Annotated in this window: 20 protein-coding genes; 11 read left to right on the top strand and 9 right to left on the bottom strand. The window is 57.0% G+C overall.

Annotated features, from left to right (window positions below):
• Window positions 1–38: 38 nt before the first annotated feature.
• Entirely contained in the window at window positions 39–524 is a 486-nt protein-coding gene (locus tag HX773_RS13210; RefSeq protein WP_008110154.1) for an Rrf2 family transcriptional regulator, read from the bottom strand.
• Window positions 525–682: 158 nt separating this feature from the next.
• Window positions 683–1,882, bottom strand: a complete 1,200-nt coding sequence (locus tag HX773_RS13205; protein WP_370463605.1) for an MFS transporter — start codon at window positions 1,880–1,882, stop codon at window positions 683–685.
• A gap of 157 nt (window positions 1,883–2,039) precedes the next feature.
• On the opposite strand from HX773_RS13205, the gene tus reads away from it, so the two are divergent.
• From tus to HX773_RS13185, 4 genes are all read left to right on the top strand, one after another.
• The gene (tus, locus tag HX773_RS13200) at window positions 2,040–2,969 is read left to right on the top strand and encodes a DNA replication terminus site-binding protein (protein ID WP_176971874.1); all 930 of its coding nucleotides are present in this window, start codon (window positions 2,040–2,042) and stop codon (window positions 2,967–2,969) included.
• A 93-nt stretch (window positions 2,970–3,062) separates the two neighbouring features.
• Window positions 3,063–3,626, top strand: coding sequence for a fasciclin domain-containing protein (locus HX773_RS13195; protein ID WP_176971873.1), 564 nt, complete (start codon window positions 3,063–3,065; stop codon window positions 3,624–3,626).
• Window positions 3,627–3,669: 43 nt separating this feature from the next.
• Window positions 3,670–4,224, top strand: coding sequence for a sigma-70 family RNA polymerase sigma factor (locus tag HX773_RS13190; protein ID WP_176971872.1), 555 nt, complete (start codon window positions 3,670–3,672; stop codon window positions 4,222–4,224).
• Entirely contained in the window at window positions 4,221–4,868 is a 648-nt protein-coding gene (locus tag HX773_RS13185) for an anti-sigma factor domain-containing protein (protein ID WP_176971871.1), read from the top strand. The genes HX773_RS13190 and HX773_RS13185 overlap by 4 nt, the downstream gene beginning before the upstream one ends.
• 90 nt (window positions 4,869–4,958) lie before the next feature.
• Here the strand turns inward: HX773_RS13185 and fumC are convergent, their stop codons facing one another.
• Window positions 4,959–6,356 (bottom strand): class II fumarate hydratase, encoded by a 1,398-nt coding sequence (gene fumC / locus HX773_RS13180; protein ID WP_101764505.1) that lies wholly within the window; start codon window positions 6,354–6,356, stop codon window positions 4,959–4,961.
• Between the two features lie 197 nt (window positions 6,357–6,553).
• Between fumC and manA the strand changes: the two genes are divergently transcribed.
• Together manA and HX773_RS13170 are read left to right on the top strand one after the other, a co-directional pair.
• A complete protein-coding gene (gene manA / locus HX773_RS13175; RefSeq protein WP_176971870.1) occupies window positions 6,554–7,729 on the top strand; it encodes a mannose-6-phosphate isomerase in 1,176 nt (391 codons plus the stop codon).
• Between the two features lie 132 nt (window positions 7,730–7,861).
• Complete coding sequence (locus tag HX773_RS13170; RefSeq protein ID WP_176971869.1) at window positions 7,862–9,361, top strand: YdgA family protein; 1,500 nt, start codon at window positions 7,862–7,864, stop codon at window positions 9,359–9,361.
• A gap of 143 nt (window positions 9,362–9,504) precedes the next feature.
• Here HX773_RS13170 and malI read toward each other — a convergent pair whose 3' ends face one another.
• Window positions 9,505–10,533, bottom strand: a complete 1,029-nt coding sequence (gene malI, locus HX773_RS13165; RefSeq protein WP_176971868.1) for a Mal regulon transcriptional regulator MalI — start codon at window positions 10,531–10,533, stop codon at window positions 9,505–9,507.
• 174 nt (window positions 10,534–10,707) lie between these two features.
• On the opposite strand from malI, the gene malX reads away from it, so the two are divergent.
• From malX to add, 3 genes are all read left to right on the top strand, one after another.
• Window positions 10,708–12,294, top strand: coding sequence for a maltose/glucose-specific PTS transporter subunit IIBC (gene malX, locus HX773_RS13160; RefSeq protein ID WP_176971867.1), 1,587 nt, complete (start codon window positions 10,708–10,710; stop codon window positions 12,292–12,294).
• On the top strand, window positions 12,294–13,472 hold the full coding sequence (locus tag HX773_RS13155; protein WP_176971866.1) for a MalY/PatB family protein: 1,179 nt from the start codon (window positions 12,294–12,296) through the stop codon (window positions 13,470–13,472). Before malX ends, HX773_RS13155 begins: the two co-directional genes overlap by 1 nt.
• 118 nt (window positions 13,473–13,590) lie before the next feature.
• Entirely contained in the window at window positions 13,591–14,589 is a 999-nt protein-coding gene (add, locus tag HX773_RS13150) for an adenosine deaminase (RefSeq protein ID WP_176971865.1), read from the top strand.
• Window positions 14,590–14,657: 68 nt separating this feature from the next.
• Here the strand turns inward: add and HX773_RS13145 are convergent, their stop codons facing one another.
• The 5 genes from HX773_RS13145 to HX773_RS13125 all read right to left on the bottom strand — a co-directional run bounded on the left by HX773_RS13145 (window position 14,658) and on the right by HX773_RS13125 (window position 20,433).
• Window positions 14,658–15,698: an oxidoreductase gene (locus HX773_RS13145; RefSeq protein ID WP_008110233.1), complete on the bottom strand. Its 1,041-nt coding sequence runs from the start codon at window positions 15,696–15,698 to the stop codon at window positions 14,658–14,660.
• A 77-nt stretch (window positions 15,699–15,775) separates the two neighbouring features.
• On the bottom strand, window positions 15,776–16,693 hold the full coding sequence (gene araC / locus HX773_RS13140; protein ID WP_008110234.1) for an arabinose operon transcriptional regulator AraC: 918 nt from the start codon (window positions 16,691–16,693) through the stop codon (window positions 15,776–15,778).
• A 67-nt stretch (window positions 16,694–16,760) separates the two neighbouring features.
• Entirely contained in the window at window positions 16,761–17,747 is a 987-nt protein-coding gene (araH, locus tag HX773_RS13135) for an L-arabinose ABC transporter permease AraH (RefSeq protein ID WP_176971864.1), read from the bottom strand.
• Window positions 17,748–17,764: 17 nt separating this feature from the next.
• Window positions 17,765–19,285, bottom strand: a complete 1,521-nt coding sequence (araG, locus tag HX773_RS13130; protein ID WP_176971863.1) for an L-arabinose ABC transporter ATP-binding protein AraG — start codon at window positions 19,283–19,285, stop codon at window positions 17,765–17,767.
• Between the two features lie 164 nt (window positions 19,286–19,449).
• Window positions 19,450–20,433 (bottom strand): arabinose ABC transporter substrate-binding protein, encoded by a 984-nt coding sequence (locus tag HX773_RS13125; RefSeq protein WP_097094058.1) that lies wholly within the window; start codon window positions 20,431–20,433, stop codon window positions 19,450–19,452.
• A gap of 365 nt (window positions 20,434–20,798) precedes the next feature.
• On the opposite strand from HX773_RS13125, the gene HX773_RS13120 reads away from it, so the two are divergent.
• Complete coding sequence (locus HX773_RS13120) at window positions 20,799–22,484, top strand: ribulokinase (protein ID WP_176971862.1); 1,686 nt, start codon at window positions 20,799–20,801, stop codon at window positions 22,482–22,484.
• 12 nt (window positions 22,485–22,496) lie between these two features.
• The gene (araA, locus tag HX773_RS13115; RefSeq protein WP_176971861.1) at window positions 22,497–23,999 is read left to right on the top strand and encodes an L-arabinose isomerase; all 1,503 of its coding nucleotides are present in this window, start codon (window positions 22,497–22,499) and stop codon (window positions 23,997–23,999) included.
• The last annotated feature ends 18 nt before the right edge of the window (window positions 24,000–24,017 follow it).

The following is a 24,017-nucleotide window of genomic DNA, read 5'->3' as shown; positions in this document are numbered from 1 at the left end:
GTCGCCATGAATGGCGACCCTACGTGATGGGTGCGGTTTTAGCGGCCTTTTTTACACAGGTCGGCGAGTTCGAGATCGGGCAACTCTTCGCAGTTGCTGGTGTCGTTATGCTTCAGTTCGGCCAGCGCGTCCGCTACGGTGCGGGTTTCCAGCACTTTCAGCGACGCTTCTTCAGCCTCTTCAGCAATCGATTTGAAATACCAACACAGGTTGGCACTGACCAGACAACGCGGTGCCACGTCGGGACGTGACGCCCAGAGTTTTTTATCTTCAATCACAGAAGTATAAATGTCGCGCAGCGTAATCTCGGCGGCCGGGCGACCCAAATGAATGGAGCCGGTGCGGCCAAGCGTTGAGACGATGATGCCGTCACGCGTGAGCGGAACCATAAGTTTCCGAATGAAACTGGGGTTCGCTTCAAGACCATACGCCAATATGGCACTGGTCGAGCGTTTGCCCAGTTGCTCCGCCATCGCTACGCTCAAAACCATCTGCAAAGCTGTCGGGAAGCGGTAATCAAGCATTTCAATATCCTGAGTTGCGGTTATCTTGTTGTTTTTATGCCGCGACAGTGAGTAATCAATGAGCAATAAATATAACAAACACTGTTGCTTTTTAGAAGTCAACGTCCGTGATCCAGGCACGTATTCCCCATTAAATCGGGCAGAAGCGCACAGGCTGCTTAGTTTATCACTCCCCTTTCCGACTGTGGGCTAGCCTGCGGCAATTTCTGCTGCAACAGCACGACCAACAGCACGTTAATCAACGCCAGAACGCATAACAACCACAGCGTGGCGCTGGCACCGAGGTGCTGAAATACATAGCCGCCAACCAGCGGCGTCAAAGCCTGACCGATTAAGGCGGGACGCGCCATGCGCCCCACCACAATCGCGTAGGCCTCTGGTTTGACCATTACCAGCGGTAAAGTTCCCCGCACAATGGCACGCAAACCATTCCCGGCACCGTACAGCACCATGCTGAGCACCGCAAACTGCGGATAACACGCCAGCAGCAGCAAGCCGAGCGCCACCAATCCCACCGAGAAAAAGGTGGTCCAGATCGGGTGGCCGCGCTTAAAAGCGATATCCACGATGCGCGATCCCACCTGACAAGGACCGAGAATCGCGCTGATAGCCAGCGCCGACGCCAGCGTGTGGCCGCTGGCCTGCAGCAAGGTGATCAGCTGCACCGAAATCGCCGTCATGATCACCGAAGCGAGGGTGAAAATGCTGCACAGCAGCCAAAACAGCGTGGGTGCCAGTTCGTCGCCCTGCGCGGTTGGTTTTGCCTTAGCGGTGGCGATTTTCGCTTCTGGCGCGGGCAGCGCGTAAAGATAGGCGGGCAACACGGAAACACATAACATTCCGGCGATGGCAAAACAGGCGCCGCGCCAATCCAGCCAGTGAATCAGCAGCGCGGTGCCCGGCCAAACGATGGTGGTACAGAAGCCAGAAATCAGTGTGATGCCGGTAATCGCGCCGCGCGCCTGGCCGCCATAGAGCGTGCCGAGCGTGGCAAATAGCGCATCGTACAGGCCCATCGACATACCCACGCCGATAATCAGCCAGGCAAACAGGAACAGCGGCAGATTATGGCTCAAGCCCATGATCACCAGACCGATCGCCATCACCGCCCCGCTCGCCGCCAGCAATGCGCGGCCATAGGAGCGGGAAATCAGTCGCCCACTCAGCGGCGCCAGCAAACCGGAAATCAGCATGCCGAGCGATAGCGCGCCATACACCCATTGTTGCGACCAGCCGGTTTCCGCCACGATCGGATTGGCCATCACCGCCATTAAATAGAAGGATCCGCCCCACGACAGGATTTGTACTACGCCAAGCGTAACAATGGCGGCGGCAGGTGGCTTTGGCTGAGGCTTCACAACTTTTATCCGTTAGCAGGCAAAGCATTGTTATAACACGTTCATCCAGCTTGAAAAATCCCACGGTTCCCTGCTTAACAAAATCCTTGCGCTACGCTGGCAGACTGGCACCCAAGTCAGTACACTTAAAAGTATGTTGTAACTATGGAGGCGTTTTATGGCTCGTTATGATTTGGTTGCCGATCTGCACGAATGCGTTAACGCGCTGGAAGCGGGTTTAGGCGCGTTACGTCAACACATTGAGCAGCAACCGCTGTTGATTGCGCGCGTGTTTAGCCTGCCGGAAATTGAGAAAGGCCGCGAACATGATGAAATTGAACGCATCGCGGTGACACAGCATCTTGGTAAAACGGCACGCGACATGGCGCTAACGCATTACTGCCGCCTGTTTATGCAGCATCAATCGGAAAAGCTCAGCACCAAAGCCGCCGTGCGCTTGCCGGGCGCGATTTGCATTGAAGCCGATGGCGATGTGCATGCGCAGATTACGCAGCAGGTTGACGAGATTAATACGCTGAAGCAGCGGCTGGAACAGCTGATTACCGTGGAATCGGGCCTGCCGAGCGAGGCGCGTTTTGAGTTCGTTCATCAGCATCTGCGCGGGTTAATTACGCTTAACGCCTACCGCAGCGTGACGCTGCTTAACGCGCCGGACAGTTTGCGCTTTGGCTGGGCGAATAAAAACATCATCAAAAACGTCACGCGTGATGCGGTGGTGGAACAGCTGGAGCGCAGCCTCAAAGCCAATCGCGCGCAGGCTCCGTGGACGCGGGAACAGTGGGCGGAGAAAGTGCAGCAAGAGCTGGAAGCGATTCTCGCGTTGCCAGCCGGTGCGAAGCTGAAAATTAAGCGTCCGGTTAAGGTGCAGCCGATTGCCCGCGTGTGGCGCGCCAGCGAGAAAAAACAGGTGCAGCTTGCCTGCCCTTCTCCGCTGCTGGTGCTGTGCCGCGATCGCACGCAGGTGCCGATTCTCGGAGAGCTGCTGAACTACGATGCCGATAACGTTGCCTGGCGTCATAAACCGTTGGCCGAGCCGCTGCATCTGATCATTCCGCGTCTGCATTTGTGGAGCGATCGGCTGGCGTAAAATTTATTTTTAAATCGATGCATCCAATTCACTCGCTGCCCTCGTATATCAGAGTGTGAGCAACTTCTTCGCTCCCTACTACGAGGATTTATGATGAAAAAGCTAATGAGCATTGCAGTCGTATCCGGCACTTTACTGTTCACCGCAGGCGCATTCGCCGCCATGAATAATGACTCGGTGATGGTTGGCGGCGCAGCGATGTATCCGCAAAAAAACATCGTCGAAAATGCGCTAAATTCTAAAGATCACACCACGCTGGTGGCGGCGGTGAAAGCCGCTGGTCTGGTGGAAACCCTCGAAGGCAAAGGTCCGTTCACGGTGTTTGCACCGACCAATGCCGCCTTCGCCAAACTGCCGGCGGGCACCGTGGATAATCTGGTGAAACCTGAAAACAAAGCCATGCTGACCAGCATCCTCACTTACCATGTGGTGGCCGGTAAATACGACATGAAAGCGCTGGAGATGAAGATCAAACAAGGTGGCGGACATGCCGAGCTGAAAACCGTCAACGGCCAGCCGCTGTGGATCATGAGCAACGGCCCGCACAACATCCAGCTGAAAGATGGTCAGGGCAACGTGGCCAATATCAGCACCTATGACGTCAATCAGAAAAATGGTGTGATTGATGTGATCGATACCGTCTTGATGCCTAAGTAATTGCCTATACTCGGATTGGGCATTTTAGCCAACCGGGAAGATGATGGATAATAGGCTTGCAGAACGGTTAGATAACTTATTGCCGGCGATCGCGAAAGGCGATCGCCGCGCGTTTGAGCAACTGTATCGACTCACTTCGCCGCACCTGTTTGCCCTCGCCCTGCGCATGCTGCGTCAGCAAGGTTGGGCGGAAGAGGTGCTGCACGATTGCTACCTCACCATCTGGAACCGCGCCGCCTCGTTCGATGCCACCCTGAGCGCGCCGATGACGTGGATGACGCACATTGTGCGCAATCGCTGCATTGACGGATTACGCAGCGGACAAGCGCGCCTGACGCTGGAGGCAGAAGAGTTTAGCGACCTGCTACAAATCACCAGCGAAGACGAACAGAATAACTGGCACGATGCGGCACAAGCCGATCGCCTGCGACACTGCATTGGTCATCTGAGCAGCGAACAGCAGCAAAGCATCACGCTCGCCTATTATCAGGGGATGTCCCACAGTGATATTGCCGCCTGGCTGCAACAGCCGGTTGGCTCGGTAAAAAGCTGGATTCGCCGCGCGCTGGAGCATCTGCGGGAGTGTGTGGGCCTATGAACGATAAATTACAACGCGATGATGCCTTATCGGCCGAGTATGCGCTGGGCACCTTAAGCGGGCTGGCGCGTTTGCGCTTTGCACGCAGGTTACGTAACGAGCCTGCCCTTGCGGCCAACGTTGCGCGCTGGCAAACCATGCTGGCGGGCCTGGATAATCAACTTGCGCCCGTCACGCCACCGGAAAAGGTGTGGAAGAAAATTACGCTGAGCCTGCCGGAGAAAAGCGTGCCGCCGCTGCAACGCCGCTACGTGGGCTGGCTGTTGGCGGCCAGTATTGCGGCCATCGCGCTGGTGGCCTCGATCTTCCTGCAGCAACCGACGCTGACGCCGTTAACGGTATTAAGCGATGCGCAGCACCGCGAACAATGGGTGCTCAGCGCCGATAGCAAGCTGGCGCAGCTGAGCCTGACGCCGTTACATCCGGCGGCGCTGACGGCCAGTAACAGCCTTGAACTCTGGGTGATTCCGGCGGGAAAAGCGCCGATTTCGCTCGGTTTAGTGGATAGTGAAAATGCCACGGATATCGCGCTGAAAAATCCTGAGCTGGCGCGTTCCGGCATGATTGCCATCAGCCTTGAGCCGCGCGGCGGCTCGCCAACCGGCCAGCCAACCGGTCCGGTGCTGTATAGCGGACAGCTGTAAATCACCGCACATTCCGTAGCGGCGCGATTTATCGCGCAATGAATTGCGCCGCTACGATGGGTGCTATTTCTGCCAACTTTTAACAGCAGTTTACTGCTTCATGCTGCCAACCATCTCTTCCGGACGCACCCACTCATCGAACTGCTCTTCGGTCAGATACCCCAGCTTTAGCGCTGAGCCTTTCAGCGTCAGTCCTTCTTTATGGGCTTTCTTGGCGATTTCCGCCGCTTTGTCGTAACCGATATGGGTATTCAGCGCCGTCACCAGCATCAGCGATTCGTTCAGCAGCTGATCGATGCGCTCGCGCACCGGTTCAATGCCAATCGCACAGTGGTGATTGAAGCTGTCCATGCCGTCGGCCAGCAGACGCACCGATTGCAGGAAGTTGTGGATCACCATTGGACGGAACACGTTGAGCTCAAAGTTGCCGGATGCGCCGCCAATGTTGACCGCCACGTCGTTTCCCATTACCTGACAGCACAGCATGGTCAGCGCTTCGCACTGCGTGGGGTTCACTTTGCCTGGCATGATCGAGCTGCCTGGCTCATTTTCCGGGATCGCCAGTTCGCCGATGCCGCAACGCGGGCCAGACGCCAGCCAGCGCACGTCGTTGGCAATTTTCATCAGCGAAGCCGCCAGGCCTTTCAGCGCACCGTGCGCGTGGACCAACGCATCGCAGGTCGCCAGCGCTTCGAACTTGTTCGGCGCGGTAACAAACGGCTGTTTGGTCAAATCGGCCAGCGCTTTTGCCACGCGTACCGCGTATTCCGGATGGGTATTCAGTCCGGTCCCGACCGCGGTACCGCCGAGCGCCAGCTCTGCCACGTGCGGAATACTGTTTTCGATGTGTTTGAGATTGTGCTCGAGCATCGCCACCCAGCCGGAGATCTCCTGACCGAGCGTCAGCGGTGTCGCATCCTGCAAGTGGGTACGACCAATTTTGACGATATCTTTGAAGGCGTCGGATTTTTCACTCAGCGTCTTTTTCAACACGTGAATCTGCGGAATCAGCTGCTCCCGCACGGCGATGACCGCGGCCACGTGCATGGCGGTGGGGAACACATCGTTAGAGCTTTGGCTTTTATTCACGTCGTCATTCGGGTGCACCAGACGCGACATACCACGCTCGCCGCCAAGAATTTCACTGGCGCGGTTAGCCAGCACTTCATTCATGTTCATGTTGGTCTGGGTGCCGGAGCCGGTCTGCCAGATCGCCAGCGGGAACTCCTCGCTGTGCTTATCGGCCAGCACTTCGTCGGCGGCTTTGAGAATCGCCTGAGCGCGATCGGCCGGAAGCAAGCCGAGATCCTGGTTCACCTGCGCCGCCGCGCGTTTGGTCAGCGCCAGCGCATGCACCAATGCCACCGGCATTTTCTCGGTTGAGATTTTGAAATGTTCCAGCGAACGCTGGGTTTGTGCGCCCCACAACTTATCTGCCGGTACTTCGATCGGTCCCATTGAGTCTTTTTCAATGCGATTGGCTGCCATGACTACGTCTCCTTAGCTCAGATTTTGAGGTTTCCGCTCTAAACGCCTTCCCGCGACGCCGTTGAGCGAGCAAGATTGTCACATACAAGAATTTAACATTATGCGAGGCTATCGCCTTTATTGCACTTGTTCGTGTATTTTCTATGGCACTTTCTGCTTTAATAAGCCTATTTACTTACGGTTATTAAGGGTAAACGATGCAAAAATTGAACAATTCGCTGCAAAATTACGCCTGGGGCAGCAAAACTGCGCTGACCGAACTCTACGGCATCGAAAATCCACAAGGCTTGCCGATGGCGGAACTGTGGATGGGTGCGCACCCGAAAAGCCCTTCTACCGTTGAGGTCAACGGCGAAGCGCGTTCGCTGCGTGAGGTGATTGACGCCGACAAAGTCGCCACGCTCGGTAAAGCGGTGGCTGAACGTTTCGGCGAGCTGCCGTTTCTGTTTAAAGTGCTGTGCGCCGATCAGCCGCTGTCGATTCAGGTGCACCCCAGCAAAGCCGCTGCCGAACAGGGTTTTGCGCGTGAAAATGCCGCCGGCATTCCGCTGAGCGCTGCCGAACGTAACTATAAAGATGCCAATCACAAGCCCGAGCTGGTGTATGCGCTGACGCCGTTCCAGGCGATGAACGGTTTCCGTGAGCTGCATGAGATTGTCTCGCTGCTGGAACCGGTGGCCGGTGCGCATCCGCAAATCGCTCACTTCCTCGAAAACGCTAACGAAGCCAATCTGGCCAAACTGTTCGCCACGCTGCTTTCGCTGCAAGACGAGGCCAAATCGCGCGCCATCGGCGTACTGAAATCGGCGCTCAACGCGCGTGAAGGTGAACCGTGGCAGACGATCAAATCTATCGCCATCGATTATCCGGATGACACCGGTCTGTTTTCGCCGCTGCTGCTCAATGTCATCACCCTGCAGCCGGGTGAAGCGATGTTCCTGTTTGCCGAAACGCCGCACGCCTATCTGAAAGGCGTGGCGCTGGAAGTGATGGCGAACTCCGATAACGTGCTGCGCGCCGGTCTGACGCCGAAGTTTATCGATATCCCGGAACTGCTGGCTAACCTGAAGTTCCAGGCTAAACCGGCCGCGACGCTGCTGACGCAGCCGCAGCGCGACGGTGAAATCCTGAACTTCCCGATCCCGGTAGAAGACTTTGCCTTTGCCATTCATGGGCTTTCCGCTGCGCCGCAAGCGCTGGCACAAAACAGCGCGGCCCTGCTGTTCTGCATTGAAGGTCAAGCGGTGATTGAGAAGTCCGGGCAACAGCTGGTGCTGAAGCCGGGTGAATCCTGCTTTGTGGCCGCCAATGAGTCGCCGGTGAACGCGGCAGGCACCGGACGTCTGGCGCGCGTGTTTAATACGCTCAACTGAGATCCGGCTGACGCTGCCAGCATTAACTGCTATTCTTTCAAACTATTAATTTAAAACGCCTGCGGGCGTTTTTCTTCACCCGTCGCGCACCGACCAGCGGCGTGCGGACGCAAGGATAAGGACGACACAGCGATGAAAAAGACCCAGGTTGCCGTAGGTGTAATTGTGGCGCTCGGCGTGATTTGGACTGGTGCTTCATGGTTTACCGGTAAACAACTGGAAAGCCATATGGATGAGATGTTGCAGAACGCCAACGCGCAGCTGAATGCTTACGCGCCGAACAGCCGTTTGACGCTGAGCTATCAGGATTATCAGCGCGGCGTGTTCAGCAGCAAAACCAAATTAGTGGTGCAGGCCAGCTCGCAAACCAATGACAATCCGCTGTTGAAGCCTGGTCAAAGCATCGTGCTGAACGAGACGATCGATCACGGTCCGTTCCCGTTCGCCCAGTTGAAGCGCGGCAGCCTGATCCCAAGTATGGCGTCCGTGCATACCGAGCTGGAAAACACCGATGCGGTGAAGAAACTGTTTGAACTGACCAACGGCAAATCGCTGGTCAACGCCGATACCCGCGTCGGCTACAGCGGTGCGACCAATACCGATCTCAACCTGCTGGCGGTGGATTACAACAATCCGCAGACCGGCGATCGTCTGGCCACCAATGGCGGCACGCTGAACATCAGCGCCGACAGCAAAGGTGACAAAGTCAGCCTCGACGGCGACTTCTCCAGCATCGCGGTAACCAGCAAAAACCAGGTTGAATTGCCGGTGCTGTTTACGCTGAATGGCCTGAAGCTGAGCGGCGATACCCACCTCAGCCCGGAAGGCGTGCGCGTTGGCGATCAATCGATCTCTCTGGATAAACTGGATGCCAGCATCAACGGTCAGGAAGGTTTGTCGCTGGAGAAGCTGAAAACCACCTCTTCCTTCGACAACAAAGAGGGCAAGATTGGCGGCCAGCTGGATGTCAATGTTGACAAGATTACCCTGCAGAAACAGCCGTTTGGTGAAGCTAAGCTGGCGATGAAATTTGCGCAGTTCGATGCGCAGGCGGTGAAAGCCTTCTCCGATACCTACAACGCGCAAATGCAGGATCTGCTGAACCAGCCGGGCGTGGCGGAAGATCCGATTCGCTATCAGGCCAGCGTGCAAACCATTCTGCGTAATAACCTGCCAACGCTGTTGAAAGGCTCGCCAACGCTGAGCATCGCGCCGCTGAGCTGGAAAAATGATAAAGGTGAAAGCACCTTTAACCTGAACGTGGGCTTTAACGATCCGGCCACCGTGAGCGGCGAGGCGCAGAGTTTGGGTGCCGCAGTCGATCGCGTGCTGAAAACCCTCGACGGCAAGCTGGCGATCAATATGCCAATGGCGACAGAAACCATGCGTCATGTCGGTTTGGCGGAAGGTTATCAGGGCGACGATGCGCAGAAGCTGGCGGATCAGCAGGTGAAAGGTTTAGCGGCAATGGGCCAGATGTTCCGCCTGACGCAGCAGCAGGATGACAACATCGTCACCAGCCTGCAATACGGCAACGGCCAGGTCACGATGAATGGCGACAAGATGACGCTGGAGCAGTTCCTGTCACGCTATATGCTGGGCGCACCAACCAGCGAAGGCATGCCAGAGTAACTCACTTAAGCAATAAATTGCCTTTGTATGCAGGTGCGCATGAATGCGCACCCTACGAAAATCCCACCAAATTACCGTACGGTCGCCATTCATGGCGACCGTTTCACGCTTAACTAACGAGCATAACCGGCAACTGCCCGCCCTTAAACTTCGCCGCGCATCAGCTGCGGTGGCACAATCAAGCTTTGAATCTCCGCTTCCGGCTGCGCCAGCCGCTGCAACATCCTTTCCGCCGCCCTTCTTCCCACATCACGCGCTTCGCTACTGACAAAGGTCATGGTGGGATCGTGCAGCTCCCGCTGCGGATCGTCATTAAAGCCCACCAGCGCCAGCTGCTGCGTGTAGTAACTATCCACCGCGCCTTCTCCAAAGGTTCGCCCGCAGCGTAACGCGCCGAAATAGCAGCCGAGCGCGGTGCTGCCGTTATGCGCCAGAATCGCGGTGATGCCGGGATGTTGACGCAACAACTGCAGCGTTAACGCCGACACGCTTTGCTGGCGATCGTCGCACTCAATAATCCAGTCGGATCGAAACGGCAAACCGTATTGCAGCAAGGTGGCGCAATAGCCGCCAATCCGCTCGGCGCGCGTCAACGACGATCCTAAACCGCCCATCCAGGCGATGCGCTGATGCCCCTGCCGAATCAGATACTCCGTTGCCATGCGCGCCGCCTGGCTGTTATCGGGCCGCAGTGAGTCGACATTGTCGAGGCTGCTGGCGCGTGAGGCGCAGACTAACGCAATGTTTTGCTCCTGCGCCTGCGGCACCAGCGTTTCTGCCTGCGCCACCGCGCCGCCGAGCACAATCCCTTCCGCGCCCTGCGCCACCAGCGTGTCAAAACAGCGTTTAAGATGTTGTCCGTGCTGACCGCTTTGTGTCAGCACCAGCACTTTGCCCTGCTGCTCCAGCACTTCGCTGAGCCCGGCCGTCATCGCGGCATAAAAGGGCTGGCTGAGATCGCGCACGATCAAGCCGACCACGCCGCTTTCGCCGCCGCGCAAAATCGAGGCTGAGCGATTACGCACATAGCCAAGCTGCTCAATCGCCTGATTGACGCGTGTGGCCGTTGCGGGCGAGATACGCCCTTTACCGGAGAGCACCAACGACACGGTAGAGACCGACACCCCGGCGACCAACGCCACATCATGAATAGTGGTTTTCTGCTGGGACATAGTGTTCCGTTACCGACGTCCAAATTCAAAGAGGTAAAACGTTACACTGATTGCACCAAAAATAAAGTCTGCAATTAGTCACTCTTTGTGATTATAGCCACAAAAATAAGTGGTAAAACGTTTTATCATCCTTGACCACATTGAAGCCTTTCACTTTTATTGCCAGGAGAATCTATGTCAGCCAGCCGCCCGAAAATGTCACTTTGGGAGTTTTTCCAAAGTTTGGGTAAAACCTTTATGTTGCCCGTCGCCTTGCTGTCGTTTTGCGGCATCCTGCTCGGCATTGGCAGTTCACTCAGCAGCCACGATGTTCTAACGCTGATTCCTCTGCTCGATCAGCCTTTCCTGCAATACCTGTTTATCTGGTTAGCCAAGATTGGTTCCTTCGCCTTTAGCTATCTGCCGGTGATGTTCGCGATTGCGATTCCGCTGGGAATGGCGCGCGAGAACAAAGGCGTGGCGGCGTTTGCCGGTTTTGTCGGCTACGCGGTGCTGAACCTCAGCATCAACTTCTGGCTTAATATCAACGGTATTCTGCCAACCACCGATGCCGCAGTGCTGAAAGCCAATAACGTACAAAACATTCTCGGCATTCAATCGATCGATACCGGTATTCTTGGTGCGGTGATCGTCGGTATCGTGGTGTTCTGGCTGCATGAGCGTTTCCACAACATCCGCCTGCCGGATGCGCTGGCATTCTTCGGCGGTACGCGCTTTGTGCCGATCGTCACAGCGATGGCGATGGGCGTGCTGGGCCTGGTGGTTCCGCTGATTTGGCCATTCTTTGCACGCGCGATTACCGGCCTCGGCTGGGTGATCAACAGCGCCGGTGAATTTGGTCCGATGATCTTCGGTACCGGCGAACGTCTGTTATTACCGTTTGGCTTGCAGCACATTCTGGTAGCAATCATTCGCTTTACCGATGCCGGCGGCACACTGGATGTGTGCGGTAAAAGCGTTAGCGGTGCATTGACTATCTTCCAGGCGCAATTGGCCTGTGCGGATACGCACGGCTTCGCCGAGAGCGCCACGCGCTTCCTGTCGCAGGGTAAAATGCCGGCCTTCCTCGGTGGTTTGCCGGGTGCGGCATTGGCGATGTATCACTGCGCCCGTCCGGAAAACCGTCATAAAATTAAAGGCCTGCTGATTTCCGGCGTGGTGGCTTGCGTAGTGGGCGGCACCACTGAACCGCTGGAGTTCCTGTTCCTGTTCGTCGCGCCGGTGCTGTATCTGATCCACGCGCTGCTGACCGGTTTGGGCTTCACCGTGATGGCGATGCTGGGCGTGACTATCGGTAACACCGACGGCAACGTGATCGACTTCTTCGTCTTCGGCGTGCTGCACGGCCTCTCCACCAAATGGTATTGGGTGCCGGTGATTGCTGCGGTGTGGTTCGTGGGTTATTACGCCATCTTCCGCTTTGCTATCAGTCACTTCAACATCAAAACGCCAGGCCGCGAAGTGGAAACCAACAGCGTAGCGCAGCAGGTTAACCGCGCGGCTGTCGGTAAATCCGGCTTTAACACACCAGCGATTCTGTCGGCGCTGGGCGGCGTGGAAAACATCGCCTCACTGGATAACTGCCTGACGCGTCTGCGCATCACCGTGGTCGATATGAGCAAAGTCGATGATGCAACACTGAAAGCCAACGGTGCGATTGGCGTGGTGCATGTCAATGCCACCAATCTGCAAGTGGTGATGGGTCCGCAGGTGCAGTCGGTCAAAGATGAGATGGCACACCTGATGAGCGCGACGGTGTAATGATGCAGGATTTCGCTTTCAATCATGTGGTGGATCGCCACGGCAGCTGGTGTACGCAGTGGGATTTCGTGGCCGATCGTTTCGGCGTGGCGGACTTGCTGCCCTTCACCATCTCCGATATGGATTTCGCCACTGCGCCCTGCATCCTCGAGGCGCTGCAGCAGCGCCTCACGCACGGTGTGTTTGGCTACAGCCGCTGGCAGCATGATGATTTTCTTTCTGCCATTCAACATTGGATGCGCAGCCGTTTCGCGACAGAAGTGGCGGCAGAATCGCTGGTTTATGGCCCGTCGGTGATTTACATGGTGGCGCAGCTGTTGCGCCACTGGACGCAGCCGGACGATGAAGTGCTGATTCACACCCCCGCTTACGATGCGTTTTATAACACCATCAATGGCAATCAGCGTCGCGTGCTGGAGCTGCCGCTGCAGCGCCACGCTAACGAATGGCTGTGCGACATGGCGCAGCTGGAAAGTTTGCTGGCGCGTCCGCGCTGCAAAGTGATGCTGCTGTGCAGTCCGCATAATCCTACCGGCAAAGTGTGGCGCGAAGATGAGCTGCGCCAGATGGCAGCGCTGTGTGAAAAGCATGGCGTGAAGGTGATCAGCGATGAAATCCACATGGATATGGTGCTGAGTGATGCGCGGCATACGCCGTGGAGCCAGGTTGCGCAGTCCGATTGGGTGCTGTTTACCTCGGCCTCCAAGAGCTTCAACATTCCGGCGCTGACCGGCGCGTGGGGCATCATTCCTGATGAGCGCGATCGTCAGGCGTGGTTCCACGCGCTGAAGCAGCAGGATGGCTTATCCTCGCCGGCAGTCATGGCGCTTGCCGCTACCATCGCGGCTTATCGCGAGGGCGCGCCGTGGCTGGATGCGTTGCGCGCCCATCTGCGTGGCAACATGCAGCACATCGCGCAGCGCCTGAACACGGCGTTTCCGCAGCTTAACTGGCAATTGCCCGCCGCGACTTACCTGGCGTGGATAGATCTCAATCCGCTTGGCATTGACGAACAAGCGCTGCAACAGCGTCTGATTCATCAACACAAAGTGGCGATCATGCCGGGTTCGACCTACGGCGCGGCGAGTCGCGGTTATCTGCGTCTCAACGCGGGTTGCCCGCGCAGCAAACTGGATGATGGGCTGGATCGCCTGATTGCCGGGTTAAAATCGTTCTAAAATGCGACGGATGCTGATTAATTCAGCATCCGTTTTGCTGTTTGCGCAAATCGCTGGCGCTGTTGCGCAAGATGTTTTTATAATCCTCTGCACTTTATGAAACTTAAGCGAGTGCGCCATGATTGATCTAAAACTCCCCCTTACCGACATTCACCGCCACCTTGATGGCAATATCCGCGCACAAACCATTCTCGATTTAGGTCGTCAGCATAATCTTGCGCTGCCCGCTGATACGCTTGATGCATTGCGTCCACATGTGCAGGTCACCGCCAATGAGCCGGATCTGGTGAGCTTCCTGCAGAAACTCGACTGGGGCGTGAAAGTGTTGGGCGATCTTGATGCCTGTCGTCGCATTGCGCTGGAAAACGTCGAAGATGCGGCGCGCGCTGGCATTCACTATGCGGAACTGCGCTTCTCACCGGGCTATATGGCGATGACCCACAAATTACCAATTGCCGGCGTGGTTGAGGCGGTGATCGATGGCGTGCGCGCCGGTATTCAGCAATACGGCGTCGATGTACGCCTGACCGGCATTATGAGCCGCACCTTTGGTGAGGAAGCTTGCCTGCGCGAGCTGGAAGGTTTGCTGGCACATCGCGATGGCATCACCGCTGTCGATTTGGCCGGTGACGAATTAGGCTTCCCCGGCAGCGAATTCCTCAGCCACTTTAATCGTGCACGTGATGCCGGTTTTCGTATTACCGTTCACGCCGGTGAAGCCGCGGGCCCGGAAAGCATCTGGCAAGCGATTCGCGAGCTGGGCGCGGAGCGAATTGGTCACGGCGTGAAGGCGATTGAAGATCGCGCACTGATGGATTTCCTTGCTGAGCAGCGCATTGGTATTGAGTCGTGCCTGACTTCGAATATTCAGACCAGCACGGTGTCGTCGCTGAGCAGCCATCCGCTGAAAACCTTCCTGCAGCACGGCATTCTCGCCACTATTAACACCGACGATCCGGCGGTTCAGGGTGTTGAGCTGGCACATGAGTATGAAGTGGCGGCACCGCAAGCGGGATTGACGGCGGAAGAGATGCGTCAGGCGCAGGATAATGGCGTGACCATCGCGTTCCTGAGTGATGCCGAGAAAGCCGCGCTGCGCGCGCGCGTAGCGGGATAAAAAAAGGTGCGCATAATACGCGCACCTTACATCGTAGGGTCGCCATTCATGGCGACCGCTTTACAGAATTAACGCAATGACATGGTCTGGCGCTTCTCGGCGGACTGCAAGCCCAGCTCGATCAACTCCATCACCTGAATCGCCTCTTCTGCCTGCACCGGATTCGCACCTGTGCCTGCAATCGCATCACGAATGCCTGCGTAATATGCCGGATAGTTGCCTGGCAAGGTCAGCAGCTCTTTCTCCACCATCACATCACCTTCCGCCAGCGTCAGCGTACCGTTGCGCATGTCGTAGCCCCAATCTTCCTGCGGCGGACGTTCACCCGCTTTCAGACGATCTTCCTGCGGATCGAGGCCGTACTTCACGTAGCTGCCGCGCGTACCGTGCACCACAAAGCGCGCGGATTCCGCCGCCACCAGCATGCTGGCGTGCAGCACCACGCGACGCGTTGGATAGGTCAATACCGCATGGAAGTAATCGGTGGTTTGTGCGCCTGGACGCAGTTCCGCCATATCGACATTAATCGCGACCGGCGTGCCAAACAGCTGCAAAGCCTGATCCAGCACGTGCGGTCCGAGATCGAACCAGATGCCGCTGCCCGCGCCTTTCATTTCACGCCAGCGCTGACGCACTTCCGGGCGGAAACGGTCGAAGTGGGATTCGAAATAGCGTACTTCGCCCAGCGTGCCGTCGTTCAGCAGGGATTTCAGCGTCAGGAAATCACTGTCCCAGCGGCGGTTATGGAACACCGACAGCAGCAGACCTTTGGCTTTGGCCAGCGCATCCAGCTCACGCGCTTGTGACAACGTCACGGTAAACGGTTTATCGACCACCACGTGTTTACCGGCGTTGAGGGCCGCTTTGGCTAATGGGAAATGGGTGTCATTCGGGGTCGGAATAACAATCAGTTGCAGTGTCGGGTCATCCAGCAGCGCTTGTGGATCGGAAACCACCTGCACGGACGGCCAGTCAGCATGCACTTTGCTGGCATCGCTGCTTGAAATCGCCGCCAGCTCAACATCCGGCGTACCGGCGATCAAGGGTGCATGAAAGGTTTTGCTGGCAAAACCGTAGCCGATTAGGCCGACACGTAATTTATCGCTCATTCTCATTCCTCTTGTTCGTTACCAGACTGATTTAAGACGAATCGGTCTATAAGAACAAGGCGGAATCACCTGAAAACTCAGGAAATAGCACTCCGTGCGGATTGCCAGCTCTCGTGCGCCACCAAAGCATCCTGCGCATCCTGACTGCGGCGGCGGAAGTCGCTGGGGCTGACGCCAACGCGTTTGCGGAACACGCGCGAGAAGTAAAGTTGGTCATCGTAGCCCACTTCGCGCCCGACGGAAGCGATCGGTTCCTGGGTGGTTTGCAGCAGCAATTTGGCGCGGATCACCCGCTGATCTTCGCGCCAGCGCAGCAGATTAATGCCCATTTGCTCGCGGAACAGATGCGCCAGCCGTGACGGCGACAGGCAAACATGGCGCGCCACTTCTTCAATCTTCACTTCACCCGCCAGATGATTGGTGACGTACTGGCAAGCTTCAATCACGCGCGGATCGCGGATCTGTTGATGGCTGCGCGGATCCTCTTCCACCGCGCGCAGCAGCAAGCGCTCCAGCAGGTTCATCGCCAGCTCTTCGGCGAAGCGACGTCCGGAGTTGTGAGTTTGCTCGATGCTGGCGAACAGGCGATCAAACTCGGCACGCTGCGCTTCTGACAGACGCAAGCGCCCCACGCCCTGACTCTCATCCTGCCACTGCAACCAATCGGTCCAGTAAGCACGCGGACGGAAATAGACCCAGCGATGGAACCAGCACGGGCTGTCTGGCGCGCGTCCGTAATAGTGCGGGGTTTTCGGTTGAAACAGCAGCAGATCGCCCGGCTCGCAGTCGAAAGCGGATTCGCCATCAAACACGCGGCCCTGACCTTTGATGGTCAGATTAAGGATGTAACCTTTCATGCCGTGCGGACGATCGATAAAGAAATCGAGCGCGTCATTGGCATTGATCGGCGTTAAGCCTGCCACCAGCCAGGCATTGAACGCATAGCCCGGCAATAAGGGATTCTGCTGCTCACTCGGGGGTTCGCGATGATACATAATGCCCTCACTCTTCCGTTTCGCGGCGCTGAGCGCGCCCACCTTCCGGCACGCTCAGCCTTGGTTATCAGGCGGCTTTACTTTTCTGTTTGTAGCGGTCAAAAATCACCGCCGCTAACAGTATCAAACCGCGCACCACATACTGTGAGAATGGCGAGATATTCAATAAATTCATCGCATTCTCAACCGTGCCCAGAATCAGCACGCCCGCCACCACGTATGAAATTTTGCCGATGCCGCCTTTCAGCGACACGCCGCCCAGCACGCAAGCCGAAATGACAATCAGCTCGTATCCGAGCGAGGTCATTGGCTGGCCGCTGGTCATACGCGACGCCAGAATAATGCCCGCCGCCGCCGACACTAAACCGGACAGAATGAAGATAATGATGCGCGTGCGCACCACCGGCACGCCGGCCAGACGCGCGGCTTCTTCATTGCCGCCAATCGCCAGCGTGTTGCGACCAAAGGTGGTTTTGTTCAGCAGGAAACCGAACAGCACCATGGTGGCGATGGTGAGCCAAATCGGTGCCGGCACGCCGAGCCAGTTGGCGTAACCGAGGGTAAAGAAGCGCTCGTCTTCAATCCCCACCGCTTTGCCGTCGGAGAAGATGTAAGCCAGGCCGCGCACAATCTGCATCGTCGCCAGCGTAGTGATCAGGGCGTTGATTTTCAGCCGCGCGATGACGAAACCGTTGATAAAGCCGGTGGCCATGCCGAGCAGCAAACCGGCCGCCACGCCAATCCACAGGCTTTCGGACATGTTGATCACCACCGCGGTGACCACACCGGCGCAGGCGATCACCGACGCCACGGACAGGTCAAAGTCGCCGGAAGCGAGACAGAACAGCATGCCGCACGCCACCATGCCGGACATCGACATCGCCAGCCCGAGCCCTTTCATATTGATGATGGAGCCAAAATTCGGCACGAAAATGGCACAAACGATAAACAGCAGTGCGAACACCACCAGCATGCCGAAGTTGTCCCAAATCCGCCCCAGTTGCAGCCCGTTGCGCTGCACCGGTGGCGTGTTGGAAGTGGTAGATGAAGCCATTATTGCTCTCCTTTACATCAGGCCACGGCGGCCGCTTGAGTGGTTTTCGGCATCGCCAGGCTCAGCGTCAGCTGCTCTGTGGCCGTGTCGTGGGACAGTTCACCGGCGATCTCACCTTCACGCATCACCAGAATGCGGTCGGCTAATCCCATCACTTCCGGCAGATCGCTGGAGGCAAACAGCACCGCAATCCCCTTCTTCGCCAGTTGATAAATCAGGTGGTAGATTTCGTGTTTGGCACCGACGTCAATGCCGCGCGTCGGCTCATCGAGCAGGATTACGTTCATCTCTTCCGACAGCCAGCGGCCCAGAATCGCCTTCTGCTGATTACCGCCCGATAGATTCATGATCAACTGATGCGGGCCCGGCGTTTTGATATTGAGCGAGCGAATGTGGATGTCGGCATTTTTCGCCTCCCAGCTCGGTTTGATCAGGCAACCGGCGGTGAGATTGTGGCGACGCGCGCTGATGTTGATGTTGTCGCGCACCGAATGCACCGGAATGATGCCCTCGGTTTTCCGATCTTCCGGACACAGCATGATGCCAGCACGAATGGCATCGATCGGCTGGCGGATGTTGAGTTTTTTGCCATCCAGCGTTACCGTGCCAGCGCGCAGTTTGGTGGCACCAAACAGCCCTTTCATCAGTTCACTGCGTCCCGCGCCGACCAGGCCAAACAGGCCGACGATTTCCCCGGCGCGCACCGTCAGCGAAATCGGCGTACGCACGCCCTTCGCCTCTACCGCGTCCAGCTGCAGACGCACCGGGCCCAGTTCACGCGGCGCGTAACCATAAATATCCCCCAGATTGCGTCCCACCATCGCCTGCACCAAATCGTCGTGATGGGTGTTTTTCATGTCGGTGAAGGTGCGCACGTAGCGGCCATCTTTAAACACGGTGATGGCGTCGCTCAGGGCAAAAATCTCCTCCATGCGGTGCGACACGTACAGCACGGTGCGGCCCTGCTCGCGCAGCTGACGGATCACGCGGAACAAGTGATCAATCTCGCGCGCCGACAGCGAGCTGGTCGGTTCGTCAAAGGCAATAATGCGCGCGTTACGCGCCAGCGCTTTGGCGATCTCCACCATCTGCCACTGGCCGAGCGACAGGTATTTCAGCGGCAGGTCCGGATCGATATCCATGCCAAGATTTTGCAGCTGCAAACCGGCTTCATAGCGCAGCAGTTTGCGATTCACCAAACCGCGCTTGTGCGGCAGCTGGCCGAGATAGATGTTCTCCGCCACGCTCATTTCCGGCACCAGATGCAGTTCCTGATAAATGATCGCCACGCCGGCATCCAGCGCATCCACGGTGGTGTTGAAACTTTTCGGCTGGCCTTTAATGCGGATCTCGCCGCCGCTGGGCTGGTAGCTACCGCTGAGAATCTTCAACAGCGTTGATTTACCGGCACCGTTTTCCCCCATCAGCGCGTGCACTTCACCGGCACGGCAGCTAAATGAGATGTCCTGCAGCGCTTTTACGCCGGGAAAGGTTTTGCTGATGCCATGAAACGACAGAAAAGCTTGATCTATGTTCATGGTGACTCCTCTAAGCCTTCATGCTTCGCACTGTAACTGCGTTGGCTGCGTGAACTTACCCCGGTCACTTACAAAAGTAAGCTCCCGGGGATAAGTGCACTTGCCGCCTTGTTACAGCACGAATCATTTTGGCTGCCTGTTAGGCAGGTTTTGGGAAAATGGGATTACTTCAGCCCTTTCTTATCCAGCTCGGCTTTAAAGTTATCGCGGGTAATCAGCACCACATCGGTGACTTCGGTGAACTTCGGCGGCTCCTGATCTTTGGTTACCCAGTTGTAGAGCATCTCGCTGCTCTTATAACCGTGCACGTCCGGGCTTGGCAGCAGCGAACCGTAGAAGCCGGTGGCGGAACCTTTCGACAGCTCACTCACCGCATCCACACCGTTGATGCCGATACCGATCACATCGGGCGCCTTAAAGCCCTGACCTTCGGTGGCGCGCACGCCGCCCAGCACGGTGTTATCGTTCATGCCGAGAATCAGCCAGTGTTTCACTTCCGGATGCTGCACCAGCAGCGAGTTACCGGCGTCAAAGGCGCCTGGGATATCGTTGGATTTGGTCGGCACCTGATAGATCTGCTTCTCCGGGAAACCGGCGGCTTTCAGCGCGTCCATCGAACCGCTGGTGCGACGGCGTGCGGTGTCGAGTTCGTTAGCGGTGATGGCCATCACGCCGGTCTCTTTCACATCCCAGCCGCGTTTTTGCATCTCTTTATACAGTTCCTGCCCCTGACGCTCGCCGATTTTGGTCGCCGCCATCATCACCAATGGCACGGTATCCATCGGCTTGCCTTTGGCGGTCACGAACTGGTCATCAACGGCAATCACTTTCAGACCGTAACCGCGCGCTTTGGCGACAATCGCGGAGCCGAGTTTGGGATCCGGCGTACAGATGACGAAGCCTTTCGCGCCGCTGGCGGCCAGGCTGTCGATGGCGTTGAGGGTTTTCTCACCGTCAGGCACGGCAATTTTGATCACTTCAAAGCCGAGATCCTTGCCGGCTTTATCCGCGAATTTCCATTCGGTCTGGAACCAGGGTTCCTCCGGTTGTTTAACGAGGAAACCGAGTTTCATGGTCTCGGCGATAGCGGATTGTGACATAACCGCGGCGAGACCTACCGCCGCCAGCGCTTTAGTGAATTTATGCATGATGCTCTCCGGCACAATGTTGTTTTAGGCTGTTATTAACCAATCGGTGTAAACGCTACCAATCAAATAATTCTGTGGGGTACAGCTAAAAATCAGCGCGTTAGCGCAAAGGTTGTACAAAGGCTGCGCAAACGCTGGGCTAGTTGTAGCGGGAATGGAAAGGAAAAATGTAGAGCGGTATCACATCCCAAAACGATGACAAAATTCTCCATATATTCAGCAAATTTAACCGGTCATTAACTTTTGCAGTCGATCACACATCCTCGCCGATGGCAGAAAAGTGCATATTCTCAGCGACTGATGACTAACCGCTTCTGCCGCCCCATTCCAGGATAGAGCCAGATAACTCACACAGGAGAATCCCAATGGGTGCTGGCACCATAACAATTGGGCTGGATTTCGGCAGTGACTCGGTGCGTGCGCTGGCCGTGGACTGTCACAGTGGAAAAGAGCTGGAAAAAGCGGTGGTCAACTATGCGCGCTGGGCCAACGGCGAATTTTGCGACGCGCACGCCAACCGCTTTCGTCACCATCCGCAGGACTATATCGATGCGTTAGAACAGGCGATCGTCACCGTGGTTAACGCCTTAACGCCTGAACAGCGCGCCGCCGTCGTCGGGATTGGCGTGGATTCCACCGGCTCGACGCCCGCGCCCATCGATCGTGATGGCAACGTGCTGGCGCTGCGCCCGGAATTCGCCACCAACCCCAACGCGATGTTCGTGCTGTGGAAAGATCACACCGCGATTGAAGAAGCCGAAGAGATCAATCAGCTGTGTCGTAGCGGTCGTTTCAACGATTACACCCGCTATATTGGCGGCGTGTATTCGTCGGAGTGGTTCTGGGCCAAGATACTGCACGTGTCACGCGCAGATGCTGCGGTACGTGACGCGGCAGTGTCTTGGGTGGAACTTTGCGATTGGGTGCCCGCGCTCCTCAGCGGCACTACCGCGCCCGCGCAACTGCGTCGTGGACGCTGTGCCGCCGGGCACAAATCACTGTGGCATCCGGAGTGGCAGGGCTTGCCGCCGGCTGACTTCTTCCGCGCGCTCGATCCTCTGCTGGTCGAGCAGCTCGATTCTCCCCTGTTCGCAGAAACCTGGACCGCCGATGTGCCGGTTGGCACGCTCAGCAGCGAATGGGCGCAGCGCCTCGGCTTATCGCAACAGGTGATTCTTTCGGGCGGCGCGTTTGACTGCCACATGGGCGCGGTTGGTGCCGGTGCGCAGCCTTACACGCTGGTGAAAGTGATTGGTACCTCAACCTGCGACATTCTGATTGCCGACAGCGACACCGTTGGCGACCGCGCGATCAAAGGTATCTGCGGCCAGGTGGATGGCAGCGTGGTGCCAGGCGCGATTGGCTGCGAAGCCGGTCAGTCAGCGTTTGGCGATATTTATGCCTGGTTTAGCCGCCTGCTTGGCTGGCCATTGCAGCAGGCGGCGCAGCACCATCCGGAGCTGCAACCGCAGTTAGCCGCGCTGCAAAAAGATCTGATCCGCAACCTCACCGAAGCCTGGGCGGCCAATCCGCAACTCGATCATCTGCCGGTGGTGCTCGACTGGTTCAACGGCCGCCGCACGCCGGATGCTAATCAGCGCTTAAAAGGTGTGATCACCGATCTCAATCTCGGCACCGATGCGCCGGCGCTGTTTGGTGGCCTGATCGCCGCCACCGCGTTTGGCGCGCGCGCCATTATGGAGTGTTTCGAACAGCAGCAGATTCCGGTGCAGAGCATCCTGACGCTCGGCGGCATCGCGCGCAAATCCCCCGCCATCATGCAGGCATGCTGTGACGTGATGAACCGTCCGCTGGATATCGTCGCCTCTGACGAATGCTGTGCGCTCGGCGCCGCCATTTTTGCCGCCGTTGCTGCGGGCGTGTATGCCGATGTGCCTGCCGCCCAGCACGTGATGGCCAGTCCGATTGATGTGACGCTGCAACCCAACGCCGAGCGCGTGGTGGTTTATCAGCAACTTTATCAACGTTATCAAAACTGGTGCCAGGCCGCTGAACCGCAGTACGCCGCGCGCACCGCATCCGCTCAGTAAAGGAGAGATTTAATGGAACAGCACAACGCACAACAGGTGTGGTTTGTTATTGGTACGCAGCACCTTTACGGCGCGGAAACCTTGCGTCAGGTAGAACAGCACGCTCGCCAGGTGATGGACGGATTGAATCAGGCCGGCACCTTGCCGGTATCGCTGGTGCTGAAGCCGCTGGTGAAATCACCAGACGAAGCGCTGGCATTGTGCCGCGACGCCAACCACGATAATCAGTGCGTCGGCATCATTACCTGGCTGCACACCTTCTCGCCGGCCAAGATGTGGATTGGTGGCCTGAGCATCCTGAATAAGCCGCTGCTGCAATTCCATACCCAGTTCAACGCGGAGATTCCGTGGGACAGCATGGATATGGACTTTATGAATCTTAACCAAACCGCGCACGGCGGCCGCGAGTTCGGCTTTATCGGCGCGCGTATGGGCTTACAGCACAGCGTGGTTACCGGTCACTGGCAGGATAAAGCCAGCCAGCAGCGCATCGGACGCTGGATCAATGCCGCGCTGGCAAAACAGGCCAGCCAGCAGCTGAAAGTGGCGCGCTTCGGCGACAACATGCGAGAAGTGGCGGTGACCGAAGGTGATAAAGTCGCAGCACAGATTCAGTTTGGTTACTCCGTGAATGGCTGGGGCGTGGGCGATTTGGTCGAGGTGGTGAATAGCGTCAGCGATGGCGATGTCAACGCGTTGATTGACGAATATGAAAGCCAATATCGCTTTACCGATGCCGCCGCCGTCAACGGCGACAAACGTCAAAACGTACTGGATGCAGCACGCATTGAGCTGGGTCTGAAACGTTTCCTCGAAGCCGAGGGCTGCAAAGCCTTCACCACCAACTTCCAGACTTTACACGGCATGACGCAACTGCCCGGTTTGGCGGTGCAGCGCTTGATGGGCCAGGGCTACGGATTTGCCGGTGAAGGCGACTGGAAAACCGCCGCGCTGCTGCACATCCTCAAAATCCAGGCGGGCGCACGCGCTGGCGGCACCTCCTTTATGGAGGATTACACCTATCACTTCTCACCGGGCAACGATTTGGTGCTGGGCTCGCATATGCTGGAAGTGTGCCCGTCCATCGCCAAAGAGGAGAAGCCGCTGATTGATGTGCAATTCCTCGGCATTGGTGACAAAGCCGATCCGGCGCGCATGATCTTCTCCACGCCAGCAGGACGCGCGGTGAATGCCAGCGTGATCGATCTGGGCGATCGTTTCCGTTTGCTGGTGAATGTGGTGGATGCTATCGAACAGCCAAAACCGCTGCCAAAATTGCCGGTGGCCCGTGCGCTGTGGCGTGCCCAGCCATCGCTAGCCACCGCATCAGAAGCCTGGATTCTGGCCGGCGGCGCGCACCATACGGTGTTCAGCCAGGCGCTGGATTTGGATGATATGTATCTGTACGGCGAGCTGAATGGCATTGAAGTGCTGGTGATTGATGAGGAGACGCGCTTACCGGCATTTAAAGATGCACTGCGCTGGAATGAGGCGTATTACCGCCTGGCACGTTGATTAGTCCTCTGCGATATT

This window comes from Pantoea sp. B9002 (assembly GCF_013385945.1).
Lineage (GTDB): Bacteria > Pseudomonadota > Gammaproteobacteria > Enterobacterales > Enterobacteriaceae > Pantoea.
The sequence above is the reverse complement of the archived record's forward strand: the minus strand, read 5'-3'. Positions and strand labels throughout refer to the sequence as shown.